The organism is Chromobacterium rhizoryzae, assembly GCF_020544465.1.
Classification (GTDB): Bacteria; Pseudomonadota; Gammaproteobacteria; order Burkholderiales; family Chromobacteriaceae; genus Chromobacterium.
This window is the reverse complement of sequence record NZ_CP066126.1, coordinates 1414598-1429643: the sequence shown is the minus strand read 5'-3', so window position 1 is coordinate 1429643 and position 15046 is coordinate 1414598. Positions and strand designations below refer to the sequence as shown.

Genomic DNA, 15046 nt, shown 5'->3' with positions numbered 1-15046 from the left:
TTCCACCATTGAGGTATGCCATGCATGACAAACGGTTTTGGAATTATAACATCACTCTACATTCACAAGATCACCAACATGATGACTGGGCAATGTATTATGGACAATATAAATTCACGGTAGAAATGATATTTGAAACCGCATATCGTGGCTCATGCACAGGCATATATCTCCCTATTCTATTCTTAATAAGGCACACTTTAGAGCTAGGTTACAAAACAAACTTAAAATTCTTAAACCCTCTATTAAAGCCAGAAGAACAAATAGAATTCAAAAATGACCACAACCTAAGCAGTCTTCACGAAAAATTCAGACAAACAGTCAAAAAAATAAACATATCACTAAATCTAAAAGAAGAATTTATAAAAGAGTTCGAAAAACACGAGAGCAAGTTAAATAAGTTCAAACAGGAATTGCACGAGATTGATTCTGGATCTACTACTTTTCGCTATCCATCTACACGAGAAGGCGACCCAAGCATACCTGCACCTGTCAACATTAATTTCATTAACATTAAAGAATCGTTTGAAGAGTCAATTACCGTCCTAACCTACACCCATGACGTAATTCATAATTATTTAAACCGAGAACAGTAGGAGGCGTCATGAACTACTCCACAATACAAATAGAGTCTGAAGCGTCAATTTATACGATCTGGATGAACCGGCCGGACGTTCACAATGCGATGAACGAAACCCTGATCGCCGAGCTGACCGCCGCCTTCACCCATTTGCAATTGCAGTCGGACTGCCGCGCCATCGTGCTGGCCGGCCGCGGCAAAAGCTTTTCCGCCGGCGCGGACCTGGACTGGATGCGCCGCGCCGCCGGCTACGGCGAGGAGCAGAACCTGGCCGACGCGCAGCGGCTGGCGGCCATGCTCAAGAGCATCTACCGCAGCAAGAAGCCGGTGATCGCCCGCATCCACGGCGCGGCGCTGGCCGGCGGCACCGGCCTGGCGGCGGTCTGCGATGTGGCCATCGCCACCGAGGCCGCCAAGTTCGGCCTGACCGAGGTGAGGCTGGGCCTGGTGCCGGCCACCATCGGCCCTTATGTGGCCGACGCGATAGGCTGGCGTCAGGCGCGGCGTTATTTCCTGTCCGCCGAGCGCATCGACGCCGCCACCGCGCTGCGCATCGGCCTGGTGCATGAGCTGGTGCCGGCGGAGGCGCTGGACGCGCGCGTGGCCGACATCGCCGAGGCGATGGCCCAGGGCGCGCCGCAGGCGCTGTCCTCGGCCAAGGACTTGCTGGCCATGCTGCGCGAGGGCTCGCCCTGGGACGATCAATTGCTGGAGGACACCGCTGGCCAGATCGCCAGCGTGCGCGCCGGCGCCGAGGCGCGCGAAGGCCTGGCCGCTTTCTTCGAAAAACGCGCGCCGAACTGGCTGGAAGCAGGCCTGGACGCCCCCTCTCCCCAACCCCTCTCCCACAAGGGGAGAGGGGCTTTGGGTGGCGACGTCGACAAGTGACTTTGACCAAACGAGATTCGGCGGTTGAAACGGCAACAACGCTTGATCACTCCTCTCTCCACTTCACGGGAGAGAGGCTTTGGGTGGCGGCGTCGACAAATGACTTTGACCAAACGAGATTCGGCTATTGAAACGGCAACAACGCTTGATCTCTCCCCCTCACGGGAGAGGAGCTTTGGGTGGCGACGTCGCCAAGTGACTTTGACCGAACGAGATTCGGCGGTTGAAACGGCAACAACGCTTGATCTCTCCCCCTCACGGGAGAGAGGCTTTGGGTGGCGACGTCGACAAGTGACTTTGACCGAACGAGATTCGGCTATTGAAACGGCAACAACGCTTGATCACTCCCCTCTCCCCCTCGCGAGAGAGGGGCTTTGGATGGCGACGTTGACGAGTGACTTTAATCAAACGAGATTCGGCTATTGAAACGGCAACAACGCTTGATCACTCCCCTCTCCCCTCGCGGGAGAGGGGCTGGGGGAGAGGGGCCGACCATGAAAGAGCACCATGTTCAATAAAATACTCATCGCCAACCGCGGTGAAATCGCCTGCCGCGTGATCAAGACCGCGCGCGCGCTCGGCATCGCCACCGTCGCCGTCCATTCCGACGCCGACGCCGACGCCCGCTTCGTCAAGCTGGCCGACGAGGCCTATCGGCTGGGCCCGGCCCCGGCGGCGGATTCCTATCTGCGCGGGGACTTGATCCTGGACATCGCCCGCCGCAGCGGCGCACAAGCCATCCACCCCGGCTACGGCTTTCTGTCCGAGAACGAGGACTTCGCCGCCGCCTGCGAGGCCGCCGGCATCGCCTTCATCGGCCCGCCCGCCTCCGCCATCGCCGCGATGGGCAGCAAATCCGCGGCCAAGGCGCTGATGGAGCAAGCCCGGGTGCCGCTGGTGCCCGGCTATCACGGCGAGCGCCAGGAGCCGAACTTCCTGCGCGGCCAGGCGGACGCCATCGGCTACCCGGTGCTGATCAAGGCCAGCGCCGGCGGCGGCGGCAAGGGCATGCGCATCGTGGAAGCTTCTGCGGACTTCGAAGCGGCGCTGGCCTCCTGCCAGCGCGAGGCGCGCGCCAGCTTCGGCGACGACAAGGTGCTGGTGGAGAAATACCTGCCGCGCTCGCGCCATGTGGAAATCCAGGTGTTCGCCGACCGCCACGGCCAATGCGTGTATCTGTTCGAGCGCGATTGCTCGGTGCAGCGCCGCCACCAGAAAGTGCTGGAGGAAGCGCCGGCGCCGGACTTGCCGCCGGCCACCCGCGAGGCGATGGGCGCGGCCGCCTGCGCCGCCGCCCGTGCGGTGGGCTATGTCGGCGCCGGCACCGTGGAATTCATCATGGAAGTGCAGGCCGACGGCAGCCCCGGCCGCTTCTTCTTCATGGAAATGAACACCCGGCTGCAGGTGGAGCACCCGGTCACCGAGATGATCACCGACCAGGACCTGGTGGCCTGGCAATTGGCCGTCGCCAGCGGCCAGCCGCTGCCGCTGGCCCAGGAACAGCTCAGCATCAGCGGCCACGCCATCGAGGCGCGCATTTACGCCGAAGACCCGGACAAGGGCTTCCTGCCCGCCACCGGCACCCTCTACCACCTGCGCGCGCCGGCGGAATCCGCCGTCGTGCGCATCGACACCGGCGTCGTCGCCGGCGACAGCATCTCGCCCTTCTACGACCCGATGATCGCCAAGCTGATTGTCTGGGGCGAGGACCGCCGCCAGGCGCTGCAACGGCTGGACGCGGCGCTGGCCGATTACCAGGTGGCCGGCGTCACCACCAACATCCCCTTCCTGCGCCGCATCGTGCAGCACGCCAGCTTCGCCGGCGGCCAGGTGGATACCGGCCTGATCGCCCGTCACCACGACGCGCTGCTGCCGCCGCCAGCCGCGCCGGACGCGGAGCAATTGGCGCTGCTGGCGCTGGCCGAGGCGCTGGCCGCGCCCGGCGGCTTCCCGGTGGCCGCCGGCTGGCGGCTCAACGGCGCGCTTAGCCGCAAGCTCGTGTTCCACATCGCCGGCCAGGACTATCCGGTGACGCTGCGCCATCTGGGCGACGGCTGCGAGATCGCCGCCGCCGGCAGGCTGTTCTCCGCCAGCGGCCGCCTGGACGGCGGAACGCTGCGCGCGCGGCTGGGCGATCAACAACGGGAAGCCGTCGTCGCCCGCAGCGGCCCGCAACGAGTGCTGTTCGCCGCCGGCAGCCGGCTGGAAGCGCAGTGGCTGGACCCGCTGGCGGTGGCCGCCGAGGAGGTTCACGGCGAAACCCATTTGAAAGCGCCGATGCCGGGCCGCATCGTCGCCCTGCTGGCCACCACCGGCGTCAAACTCAACAAGGGCGACCCGCTGCTGATCCTGGAGGCGATGAAGATGGAGCACACCATCCCCGCGCCGGCGGACGGCGTGGTCAAGGCTTTCTATTTCGGCACCGGCGAGCAGGTCAACGACGGCGACGAGTTGGTCGACTTCGAAGCGGAGTGACACCTATGGACCCCATCATCATCAATCATCCCGGCCTGAATCTGGCCGGCTACAGCATCGCCACCCAGATGGAGAACGGCGACAATCTGCGCCAGATTCCCGAGTTCTGGGGCGAATACGCGGCCACGCTGCGCCAGCCGCTGCTGGCGGCGCTGGGCCGCGCCGACGCCGCGGAATACGGGCTGATCCACGACTTCGACCCGGACAGCGGCCGCTTCGGCTATATGATAGGGATGGAGTGCGCGCAGCCCTTGCCGCTGCCGCCCGGCTGCGCGCGGCTCAGCACGCCGCCGGCCAAGTGCGCGGTGTTCACCACCCAGCCGGCCGGCAGCGACGCCGAGTTCGGCCAGGCGATCCAGGCGGCCTGGCGCTACATCATGCAAGACTGGCTGCCGGCCTCCAAGCAATGGGAGCAAGCGCCGCTGGGTTCCTTCGAGCGTTACGACGGCCGCTGCGCGCCGGGGCTGCCGCAACGCCAGATGGACATTTACATCCCGGTGCAGCCGCGCCGCCGCTAACGGAGAGCCGAAGTGCCGCAAGTGAAGATAGTGGAAGTGGGTCCGCGCGACGGGCTGCAAAACGAAAAACAGCCGGTGAGCACCGCCGTCAAGCTGGAGCTGATCCGCCGCCTGGCCGCCAGCGGCCTGCGCACCATAGAAGCCGGCGCCTTCGTCTCGCCCAAATGGGTGCCGCAGATGGCCGGCAGCGCCGAGGTGCTGGCCGGCCTGGACCTGGCCGGGCCGGTGTCCCACCCGGTGCTGGTGCCCAATGAGCAGGGACTGGACGCGGCGCTGGCGGCCGGCGCGCGCGAAATCGCCGTGTTCGGCGCCGCCAGCGAAAGCTTCAGCCAACGCAATATCAACGCCAGCATCGCCGAAAGCCTGCAGCGCTTCACGCCGGTGATGGCGCGCGCGCAGGCGGCCGGCGTGCCGGTGCGCGGCTATGTGTCCTGCGTGGCGGGCTGTCCCTACGAGGGCCGCATCGCGCCGGCCAAGGTGGCGGAGGTGGCCGCGCGGCTGCTGGACATGGGCTGCTACGAGATTTCTCTGGGCGACACCATAGGCGTGGGCACGCCGTCCAGCGTGCTGGCGATGCTGGAAGCGGTGAGCAAGACTGTGCCAATGTCGAAGCTGTCCGGCCACTTTCACGACACTTACGGCATGGCCATCAGCAATATTCATGCGTGTTTGCGCGCAGGAATGATGACATTCGATTCTTCGGTTGCCGGTCTGGGCGGCTGCCCTTATGCTCAGGGAGCTTCCGGCAACGTCGCCACCGAGGACGTGGTCTATCTGCTGCAGGGCGAAGGCTTCGACACCGGCGTCGACCTGGCCGCGCTGGTGGACACGGCCTGGTTCATCGCCGGCGCGCTGGGCAAGCTGCCGGCCTCCAAGCTGGCGCACGCCGTCGGCGACAAGCGCCGCGCCAGGCCGGAGCAATAACAAGCCGCCGCCCGTCCATGGGCCGGCGCGCGGAGAAAATATCAGGAGAAAGCATGACCCCCGACACGCCCATCTGGACCCCCTCCGCCGGCCGCCTGGCCGGCGCCCACCTGACCGCCTTCGCCAAGCTGGCCGAACTGTCCTACGACCGCAAACTGAACGGCTACGCCGAACTGTGGCGCGCCAGCGTGGCCGATCCGGCCCGCTTCTGGTCCTTGGTCTGGGATTACTGTGGCGTGATCGGCGACAAGGGCGCCACCGCGCTGAGCGACGGCGACAATATGCTGGCCGCCCGCTTCTTCCCGGAGGCGCGGCTGAGCTATGCCGAAAACCTGCTGCGCCGCGACGACGACGGCGACGCGCTGGTGTTCTGGGGCGAGGACAAGCTGCAACGGCGCTGGAGCTGGCGCGAGCTGCGCGCCCAGGTGTCGCTGCTGCAACAAGCGATGCGCGGCGCCGGCATTCAGGCCGGCGACCGCGTGGCGGGCTTCATGCCCAATATGCCGGAAACCATCGCCGCAATGCTGGCCGCCAACAGCCTGGGCGCGGTGTGGACCAGCTGTTCGCCGGACTTCGGCGCGGACGGCGCGGTGGAGCGCTTCGGCCAGACCGAGCCCAAGCTGCTGTTCTGCCCGGACGGTTATTGGTACGCCGGCAAGGCGGTGGACATCCGCGCCAAGATGGCGGCGCTGGCCGAGGCGCTGCCCTCGGTGCGGCAAATCATCGTGGTGCCCTATCTGGGCGAAACCGGCGTGTTCGCGGAAAACGTGCCCAAGGCCATCACCCTGACGGACTTCACCGCCGCGTATCAAGCGCAAGCGCTGAGCTTTGAACGGCTGCCCTTCCGGCACCCGCTGTTCATCCTGTATTCCAGCGGCACCACCGGCAAGCCCAAGTGCATCGTCCACGGCGCCGGCGGCACCTTGCTGCAGCATCTGAAGGAACAGCAGCTGCACGGCGATGTGCACCATGGCGACCGCCTGTTCTACTTCACCACCTGCGGCTGGATGATGTGGAACTGGCTGGTGTCCGGCCTGGCGTCCGGCGCGGCGCTGATGCTGTTCGACGGCTCGCCCTTTGTCGGCGAAGGCCGCACGCTGTGGGACTACGCCGAGCGGCAGCGCTTCACTCACTTCGGCACCTCGGCCAAATACATAGACGGCCTGCGCAAGAGCGGCATCGCGCCGGTCCGGGAATGGAAGCTGGATTCGCTGCGCGCGGTGTTCTCCACCGGTTCGCCGCTGGTGGCGGAAAGCTTTGACTGGGTCTACGCCAACATCAAGGCCGACATCAATCTGGCCTCGGTGTCCGGCGGCACCGACATCGTGTCCTGCTTCGCGCTGGGCTGCGCCAGCCTGCCGGTCTACCGCGGCGAGCTGCAATGCCGCGGCCTGGGCATGGCGGTGGACATCTACAACGAGTACGGCCGGCCGGTGCGCGGCGAAAAAGGCGAGCTGGTGTGCACCCGCCCCTTCCCGTCGATGCCGGTGGGCTTCTGGAACGATCCCGACGGCGGCAAGTACCGCCAGGCCTATTTCGGCCGTTTCGACAATATCTGGTGCCACGGCGACTACGCCGAACTCACCGCCCACGACGGCATGATCATCTACGGCCGTTCCGACGCGGTGCTCAATCCCGGCGGCGTGCGCATCGGCACCGCGGAGATCTATCGCCAGGTGGAGGCTTTCGACGAGGTGCTGGAAAGCATCGCCGTCGGCCAGCAGTGGCAGGACGACGAGCGCGTGCTGCTGTTCGTGCGCCTGCGCGCCGGCGCGCGGCTGGACGAAGACCTGCAGCAGCGGATCAAGGCGCAGATCAAGACCGGCGCCAGCCCCCGCCACGTGCCGGCCAAGATCATCGCCGTCGCCGACATCCCCAAGACCATCAGCGGCAAGATCGTCGAACTGGCGGTGAAGAACGTGATCCACGGCCAGCCGGTCAGCAACCTCACCGCGCTGGCCAATCCGGAAGCGCTGAAGCTGTTCGAGAACCTGGACGAACTGCAAAACTGAGCCCACGCGCGGCCCATGAAAAACCCCCGCATTGATTGATGAATGCGGGGGTTTTTAGCCTGCTTAACAAAACCCGGTTTTACCGCTGGGGCAAGGCGCGCCACGCAGCGTCAGGGGGTTTGCTCGCCGCTCTTATTGCTCATGCGGATGAATGCGCCGCAATAGCGCGAACATCATATTCTGCTCGCGCGGCCGGGAGCCGTACCACAGCACTTCCCAGCCCGGCTCGGCGATGCCCTCGTCCTCCGAGCGCACCACCAGTTGGTAGTCGCAGGGCGAGGCGTTGCCCGCCGGATAGGACACCAGGTCCAGGCCGGCGTAATAGCGCCAGCTGATCAGCGCCAGCTGATTGCGGCTCTCGGTCGCCACGCAGGCGGCGTTGGCCGGCAGCGCCTTCATCATCCGCTCCACCACCGGACGGTAGCTCTTGGCGGCGTCGAACCACGGCAGCCACAAGGTCATGCCCAGACCCCACAGCAGGGTCAGGCCCGCCGCCCAGTTGCTGATGGCCTGGCGGCCGCGCAAATGCTTGCGCGTCAGCGCCCACAGCCACACCAGGGTGGCGATCACCGCGCACACCGCGGCCAGGCTGGACACGTGCTCCTGATAATACGGGCTGAAATACTGGGCTCGCCCGGCCAGGCCCCGCGGCCAGCCGAAGTTCATCGCCGCCCAGCCGGCCCACACCAGGATAGCGAAGAAGCCGAAGGTCATCAGGCCGAACCAGTTGAGGAAGGCCGCCGCGCCGCGCTTGAGGTTGTCCAGCTCCACCGCCGCCAGCAAGGACAGCGGCAGCAGCAGCGGCATCGCGTAAGTCATATTGGGACGGCTGGACAAGGTCAACAGGATCAACACCACGGCGAAGAACATCAGCGGCAGTTGCAAACGCGCCTGGTCCAGCCGTTCCCGGTTGCGGTACAAGGTCCAGCCGGCCAACGGCCAGGCCGGGAAGGCGAACCACAGCGCGTTCAGGCTGTAGTAGCCGAAGTCGTGGAACAGCTGCACCCGGCCAAAACCGTTGAGCTGGCCCAGCGAGTACTCGTTCCACCACAGATTGAACGCGTCCGGATGACTCTTGGCCAGCGCCAGCGGCCACACCAGGGAGGTGGGCGCGGCGATCAGCAAGGCCAGCAGCACGGTGATCGCGTATTGCTTGCTGCGCCAGGCGGAGAAGGCCGGCAGCAGCAAGACCACCATCCACAGCAGCAAGAGCTCCATCAGGCTGGCGCTGAGGAAGATGGCCGCGCTGGCCGCGCCCAGCAAGGCGCCGGCCAGGCCGGGCGAACGCAGGGTCAGCGACAGCGCGTAGAAGGCGGCGGCGAAGCCGGCGAAACCGGCCACCACCGAGGTCAGCTGATGGCCGGTCTCCACCAGGCCGACGCAGCCTATCAACACCATCACCACGCTGCGGCCGTGACGACGGCCGATCAGATCGCGGCCGGCCATGCCGGCCAGCAGCAAGGCCAGCGCCATAAACAAGGGCGTGGCCAGCCGCGCGGCGTCGTGCGCCGCCAGCAGCCAGGGAGACAGCAGCTTGACCATGAAGGCCGCCACCCAGTAATACAGCGGCGGGCTATCCAGATAGGGCGCGCCTTGCACTGTGGGCAGCAGCCAGTTGCCGGTGTCCAGCATGCCCTGCACCGCCGCCAGCACGAAGGGCTCGTCCGGCTTCCACGGATCGTGGCCCAAGATGCCCGGCCACAGCCAGACAAAGCACAGCAGCAGCAGAATCCACGGTTTTTCCGTGGGCTTGGCCAGGGTTTGGGATTGTTCCGAATAAGTGAGCATGAGTCTCGTTCAAACAGTTTCAGGGGAGCTCGAAAGATCTACCGCGCGGCCCGAGCGCTGCGGCGCGCCTTGCTCTCGAACCGCTCGCGACGATTGTTCGAGGCCCCTTTCAATCAGCCGACGGCAAAGCGCCGCGCAAGCGAGCGATCAGAATGCGCCAATCCACCTTGCGCTTGGCGATGGAGTTGCGCAACTTGTTGCGGCGGCGCTGGCGCTTGTGATCGGGATCGGCCTGTATCGTCTTCAGCCTGGCCTCGTCCCAGGCGAATTCACCGCAGTACTGGGCCTGGCGCGCCACATCCCAGTCCGGCGCCATGCCGGCGAACACTTCAGCCAGGTAGAGCGGCGCCTCGTAACTGTAGTTCCAGTAATGATGCAACGCATCCCCCAGCGCCAGCGGCTGACGGCCGTCGCAGGCCACCAGCGACCAGGCCAGCTGCTCGGTCCAGTTGCGCGCTTCCACGCGCGGCAGCAGGAAGTCGTTGATGCGCAAGGCGGTTTCAAAGAAGGGCACCATGCCGGCGGAAGCGCCGACCACGCCGGCGTTCCACATCGCCAGGCCCTGAACGTCGGCCACGCCCATCTTGCGCAGCTCGGCGCCGTGCTTGTCCACCGCGGCCAGATAATCCGGGAAGAAACCGGGGCCGAACACGCCTTCGTTGACGTGCATGCAGCTGGCGTTTCCTGCTTCCAGCCGGGCGAACAGCTCGTCCGGCACGCACAGCCAGCGGGTGTCGCAGTCCACGTACAAGACGGCGGTGCCCAGTTCGCGCGCGGCCTTGAGCATCACTTCCAGCTTGATGCGGTGCACATAGTCGAACTGGCCGCGATACGCCTGCAACTGCGCCCGGCTCAGGGTCTCGGTGCGGACCAGGGGATGCGCGGGCACGCTGTCCGGCGCGTCGGTGTACACCATGATCTTCACGTCCTGCCGCTGCTGCTTCAGCAGCAAATGCAACAGGCTCAACACGGAAAAGCGGGTCTGGTCGTAGTATTTCTTGCCGCCGTGGGACAGGTAAACGATGTGGATCGCCATGGCCTCAACTTTGCAGAATAGGTACGCGCGCCGCCGGCCGGAATCTGCCAAACCCTGCCGCCGCCGCGCCGGAATCATAGAAAAAAGGCAGCCTGAGCTGCCTTTTTCTGGGTGTCCAACGTATCCTCGGCGCTTAGCGCTTGAAGAAGCCGCCGAACTTTTGGTTGAACTTGTCAACGCGACCGGCGGTGTCGACGATCTTTTGCTTGCCGGTGTAGAACGGGTGGCAGTTGGAGCAAACTTCAATGCCGAACGCGTCCTTGGACATGGTGGACTTGGTCACGAACTGGCTACCGCAGGAGCAGGTAACGGTCAGGTCTTTGTAAGTCGGGTGAATATCGGTTTTCATGTGTCTTCCTTTCAAATCGGGTACAGGGGATTTGCCTGTACTGCTTGCGAAACTATCGATTATCCGCGCTTTGCCGCCGCTTGACAAGTGCCAAATCCACTGTCAACGGCGGCCCCTGCGGCTCAGGCGCGGCGCCAGACCGTGCCCTGGGCGCTGTCTTCCAGCACGATGCCCTTGGCGGTCAACTCATCGCGAATGCGGTCGGACTCCGCCCAGTTCTTGCCGGCGCGCGCATCCTTGCGCGCCTGAATCAAGGCTTCCACGGCCTCGGCCGACAACTCCTCGTCGCCGGCGCCGCCCTTGAGGAAGTCTTCCGGGTCGCGCTGCAGCAGGCCCAGCACGCCGCCCAGGTCCTTCAGCAGGCGCGCCTGACGCGGATCGCGGCTCTTGTTGACTTCGCCGGCCAGCTCGAACAACACCGCCACCGCTTCCGAAGAATTGAAGTCGTCGTTCATCGCGGTCTGGAAGCGCGCGGCGAACGGGTCCTTCCAGTCTATGCCGGCGGAGGCCGGCAGCTCCAGGCCGCGCAAGGCGGTATAGAGCCGGGTCAGGCCGTGCTTGGCGTCGACCAGGATGCTGTCGGTGTAGTTCACCGGGCTGCGGTAATGACTGCGCACGATGAAGAAGCGGATCACCTCGCCGTCGAAATGGCCCAGCACGTCGCGGATGGTGAAGAAATTGCCCAGCGATTTGGACATTTTCTCGCCGTCTACATTGATGAAGCCGTTGTGCAGCCAGTAATTAACGTACTGGTGGCCATGGGCGCCCTCGGACTGGGCGATTTCGTTCTCATGGTGCGGGAACTGCAGATCCTCGCCGCCGCCGTGGATGTCGAAATGCTCGCCCAGATGATGACAGCTCATCACCGAGCACTCGATATGCCAGCCCGGACGCCCCGCGCCCCACGGGCTGTCCCAGGACGGCTCGCCCGGCTTGGCCGCTTTCCACAGCACGAAGTCCAGCGGATCGCGCTTGTGCGGGTCCACTTCCACCCGTTCGCCGGCGCGCAGCTTGTCCAGGGTTCGGCCGGACAATTTGCCGTAGCCCTCGAACTCGCGCACCGCGTAATACACGTCGCCGTTGCCCGCGGCGTAGGCCTTGCCGTTGGCGATCAGCTTTTCGATCAAGGCCACCATGCCCGGCACATGCTGGGTGGCGCGCGGCTCGAACGTCGGCGGCAACAGGCTCAGCGCGGCGGCGTCCTGGCGCATGTCGGCGGTGGTCTCTTCCACCAGCTGCTGCGGCGGAATGCCGCGCTCGGCGGCGCGCTTGATGATCTTGTCCTCGATATCGGTGATATTGCGCACATAGGTGACGTCGTAGCCGGACGCGTCCAGCCAGCGATAGATCACGTCGAAGGCCGTCAGCATGCGCGCGTGTCCGATATGACAGAGGTCGTAGACCGTTATGCCGCACACGTACATACACACCTTGCCGGGCTCGATGGGTTTGAACTCTTCTTTCTGGCGGGTCAGGGTGTTATACACGGTCAACATGATGGAAACCTATTAGAGGTTGGGTCAAAAAAGAACGATTGTAACAGAGCCGTCAAGCCCTCCGCATCGTGATTGCGACGCGCCGCGCGGCCGGCGGTGCGCTGGGCCGCCAGATGGCGGATAATGGGCTTTTCTCCCTAGCCCTGGTCCGCCATGAGCCATACCCCGCTTTCCGACGCCGACTACCAACGCCTGGCCGCCACCCTGAACCGCTTCCTGCCGCAGCAAGGCATGAATCTGGAACATCTGGACGGCTTCTTCGCCGCCCTGCTCTGCGGCCCGGAACCGATCAAGCCGACAGAATGCCTGCCCGCCATCATCGGCGACGCCTTCGACGACGATGCCGCCTTTCCCAGCGACAAGGCGCTGGAACAGTTCGCCAAACTGCTGATGGGGCATTGGCTGGACGTCTCCGCCGCGCTACGCGAGGACGACGCCTTCCAACCCTGGCTGGAAGCGGACGCCGCCGGCGAGATCCGCGGCAACGACTGGGCCGAAGGCTTTTCCGAAGGCATGCAATTGCTGAACGAGGACTGGGGCCTGCTGTTCGACGATCCGGAGCAGGCGCCGCTGCTGGAGCCCATCCTGACCCTGGCTTTCGAGCGCAATCCGGACCCAGAAGTACAAATGCCCGCGCTGACGCCCGAGCGGCGCCAACAATGCCTGGCCGAGCTGTCCGAATCCGTGCACGGCATCCACCGCTTCTTCTCCGCCATTCGCCGGCGGCTGGAAGAGGAGGAACAAGCGCTGGAACGCCGGCAGCGCAACTGAGCCGGTCAACCGGTCCGCGGCGGCGGCGTTGATAAGCAGGCCGGCGCAAGCCGCCTCCCACCGCCACAGGACCCGCCATGAACCCTATCGAAGCCCTGCTGTTCGCCGTCATCCAGGGCGTCAGCGAACTCTTTCCCGTCAGCAGCCTGGGCCACGGCGTGCTGATACCGGACTGGCTGCATTGGTCCATCAACCGCATGAGCCCGGATTTCCTGCCCTTCATGGTGGTGCTGCACCTGGGCACCGCCGCCGCGCTGCTGCTGTACTTCCGCCGCGATTGGCTGCAACTGACAGGCGGCTTCCTCAAGGCCGGCGGCAAGGCCTCCAATCCGGACGCCCGGCTGATGTGGCTGCTGATCGCCGGCACCATCCCCGCCGGCTTGCTGGGCCTGCTGCTGGAAAAACAGCTGCGCGCGCTGTTCACCAGCACCACCGCGGTGCTGATCTTCCTCAGCCTGAACGGCTTGCTCCTGCTGTGGGGCGACCGCCTGAAACGGAAGCAAGCCCATCTGGACCTGGAGCGGCTGAGCTTCTCCGGCGCGATCAAGATAGGCGCGGGCCAGGCCCTGGCCCTGCTGCCCGGCTTCTCCCGCTCCGGCGCCACCCTGGTGACCGGCCTCGCCCACGGCCTGGACTACGCCTCGTCCGCGCGCTTCTCCTTCCTGCTGGCCACCCCCATCATCGCCGCCGCCGGCGTGCTGGAAGTGCCCAAGCTGGCGCACAGCCAGGTTTCCGCAGGACTGCTGCTGGCCTGCGGCCTGCTGTCCGGCGCCTGCGCTTACGCCAGCACCGCCTTCCTGATGCGCTACTTCAAGAAAAGCGAAATCGAGTCGCTGCGCCCGTTTGGCTACTACTGCCTGCTGGTGGGTCTGGGCGGTTTATTAGCCAAACTGCTTTGAGCTCCGAAACCGCATGGTTTCAATTTGAATGGCGACGCGATTTATATCATTCAAATCAGATATATGAGTAAATTTTGAGCACAGCTTATTGGACTGATCGGTCTAGTGCTTTAGAATGGAAAAATAATATCCAGGGCCACTCTCGCCGGTGGCCCTAACTAATTTTTTGAAGAATGAGTGTTTTGGAAGAAAAAAGAAACGAGCGCCTGCCGGCGGACCTGGCCAGGCGCGCAACCGCTATTATCGAACTGCCCGACGGCGTGCTGGTCACCGCGGCCAAAGGCGGCCGCTACAATCTTCCCGGCGGCAAGGCCGCCCGCGGCGAACTGCGCTCCCAGGCGCTGATCCGCGAAGTGCGGGAAGAAACCGGCTTGCGCATCAACTCCATGCTGTATCTGTTCGATCACATCACCCCGTTCAACGCGCACAAGGTCTACCTGTGCATCGCGCAGGGCCAGCCGCGCCCGCAGGGGGAAATCGAACGCATCGCCTTGGTGTCCTCGCCGGACACCGATATGGACCTGTTCATAGAGGGCCGCGCCATCCTGCGCCGCTACGCGCGGCTGCGCGGCGAAGTCACCGCCAAGGGCGACGCGCTGCGCGCGCTGCTGGGCCTGGCCCGCTACATCGCCAAGGTGGATTGAGCGCGCCGGCCCGTTCACGCGCCCTCCATGCAAAACAGGACATGCCTTGGCATGTCCTGTTCTTTTTTCAGCCCGCGGCTCAGATGCCGCTTGCGGGCGCCGAGCTCTCCGCTCCGCGCGCGGCGTCGGCCACGCCGGCGGGCAAATCCACCCAGCCCGCCGCCGAACCCAGCGACAAGGCCCCGGCCAGCAAGACCATGGCCACCGGCGCGAACAACAACACTCCCAGCGCCACCCGCAGCCGGTGAATGCCCGACACCACGGCCAGCGCGTTGACCAACACCAGAATGCCGAAGATGGACAACACCCCGTTGACCGCCAGCGCCGCGTCGTCCGGCAACCAGCTGGTCAGCGGTTCCACGAACTGCAGGCCGCTGGCCACCGCCACCAGGCCGAACAGCGAACCATGGCCGTCCCACTTGGCAAAACGCAGCCATAGGCCGATGAAGCCGGCGAAACACAGGGTTTCCGCCAGCGTGAACAACACCATGAACAGCATGCGGCCGGTCAGGTTGTCGCCCAGCTCAGCGGTGTCGGCGCTGGCCACCAGACCCAGCGCGATCAGAAACAGCAGGGTCTGCCAGCGCGGATACTGATACTCGCCCAGGGGCTTGACCCGGAAGCGCAGCAAATCCACCACATCGTCAATCAGCAGGCGCATGTCCG

General features: G+C 64.6%; 14 protein-coding genes. 9 read left to right on the top strand and 5 right to left on the bottom strand.

The window, feature by feature from the left end; translation table 11 throughout:
• Positions 1 to 20 precede the first annotated feature (20 nt).
• The 6 genes from JC616_RS06580 to JC616_RS06555 all read left to right on the top strand — a co-directional run bounded on the left by JC616_RS06580 (position 21) and on the right by JC616_RS06555 (position 7397).
• Entirely contained in the window at positions 21 to 596 is a 576-nt protein-coding gene (locus tag JC616_RS06580; protein ID WP_227107345.1) for a hypothetical protein, read from the top strand.
• A gap of 8 nt (positions 597 to 604) precedes the next feature.
• On the top strand, positions 605 to 1468 hold the full coding sequence (locus JC616_RS06575) for an enoyl-CoA hydratase/isomerase family protein (protein ID WP_227107343.1): 864 nt from the start codon (positions 605 to 607) through the stop codon (positions 1466 to 1468).
• Positions 1469 to 1975: 507 nt separating this feature from the next.
• Positions 1976 to 3943 (top strand): acetyl/propionyl/methylcrotonyl-CoA carboxylase subunit alpha, encoded by a 1968-nt coding sequence (locus JC616_RS06570; protein WP_227107341.1) that lies wholly within the window; start codon positions 1976 to 1978, stop codon positions 3941 to 3943.
• Positions 3944 to 3948: 5 nt separating this feature from the next.
• A complete protein-coding gene (locus JC616_RS06565; protein WP_227107339.1) occupies positions 3949 to 4461 on the top strand; it encodes a GyrI-like domain-containing protein in 513 nt (170 codons plus the stop codon).
• Positions 4462 to 4473: 12 nt separating this feature from the next.
• Entirely contained in the window at positions 4474 to 5385 is a 912-nt protein-coding gene (locus JC616_RS06560) for a hydroxymethylglutaryl-CoA lyase (protein ID WP_227107337.1), read from the top strand.
• Between the two features lie 53 nt (positions 5386 to 5438).
• Positions 5439 to 7397 carry an acetoacetate--CoA ligase gene (locus JC616_RS06555; RefSeq protein WP_227107335.1) on the top strand — a complete coding sequence of 653 codons (1959 nt, stop codon included), beginning with the start codon at positions 5439 to 5441 and terminating at the stop codon, positions 7395 to 7397.
• 132 nt (positions 7398 to 7529) lie between these two features.
• Here JC616_RS06555 and JC616_RS06550 read toward each other — a convergent pair whose 3' ends face one another.
• The 4 genes from JC616_RS06550 to cysS all read right to left on the bottom strand — a co-directional run bounded on the left by JC616_RS06550 (position 7530) and on the right by cysS (position 12066).
• Positions 7530 to 9185: an ArnT family glycosyltransferase gene (locus JC616_RS06550; protein WP_107799961.1), complete on the bottom strand. Its 1656-nt coding sequence runs from the start codon at positions 9183 to 9185 to the stop codon at positions 7530 to 7532.
• A 109-nt stretch (positions 9186 to 9294) separates the two neighbouring features.
• Positions 9295 to 10221: a hypothetical protein gene (locus JC616_RS06545; RefSeq protein WP_227107333.1), complete on the bottom strand. Its 927-nt coding sequence runs from the start codon at positions 10219 to 10221 to the stop codon at positions 9295 to 9297.
• Positions 10222 to 10354: 133 nt separating this feature from the next.
• Entirely contained in the window at positions 10355 to 10570 is a 216-nt protein-coding gene (gene rpmE, locus JC616_RS06540) for a 50S ribosomal protein L31 (protein ID WP_043593861.1), read from the bottom strand.
• Between the two features lie 122 nt (positions 10571 to 10692).
• Positions 10693 to 12066 (bottom strand): cysteine--tRNA ligase, encoded by a 1374-nt coding sequence (gene cysS / locus JC616_RS06535; protein WP_227107331.1) that lies wholly within the window; start codon positions 12064 to 12066, stop codon positions 10693 to 10695.
• 153 nt (positions 12067 to 12219) lie between these two features.
• On the opposite strand from cysS, the gene JC616_RS06530 reads away from it, so the two are divergent.
• The 3 genes from JC616_RS06530 (at position 12220) to JC616_RS06520 (ending at position 14380) form a co-directional block, all read left to right on the top strand.
• Complete coding sequence (locus JC616_RS06530) at positions 12220 to 12837, top strand: UPF0149 family protein (protein ID WP_107799964.1); 618 nt, start codon at positions 12220 to 12222, stop codon at positions 12835 to 12837.
• A 77-nt stretch (positions 12838 to 12914) separates the two neighbouring features.
• Positions 12915 to 13736: an undecaprenyl-diphosphate phosphatase gene (locus JC616_RS06525; RefSeq protein ID WP_227107330.1), complete on the top strand. Its 822-nt coding sequence runs from the start codon at positions 12915 to 12917 to the stop codon at positions 13734 to 13736.
• Between the two features lie 173 nt (positions 13737 to 13909).
• On the top strand, positions 13910 to 14380 hold the full coding sequence (locus tag JC616_RS06520; RefSeq protein ID WP_048414591.1) for an NUDIX hydrolase: 471 nt from the start codon (positions 13910 to 13912) through the stop codon (positions 14378 to 14380).
• Positions 14381 to 14459: 79 nt separating this feature from the next.
• Here the strand turns inward: JC616_RS06520 and JC616_RS06515 are convergent, their stop codons facing one another.
• Positions 14460 to 15041, bottom strand: coding sequence for a hypothetical protein (locus JC616_RS06515; protein ID WP_227107329.1), 582 nt, complete (start codon positions 15039 to 15041; stop codon positions 14460 to 14462).
• Positions 15042 to 15046: the final 5 nt, after the last annotated feature.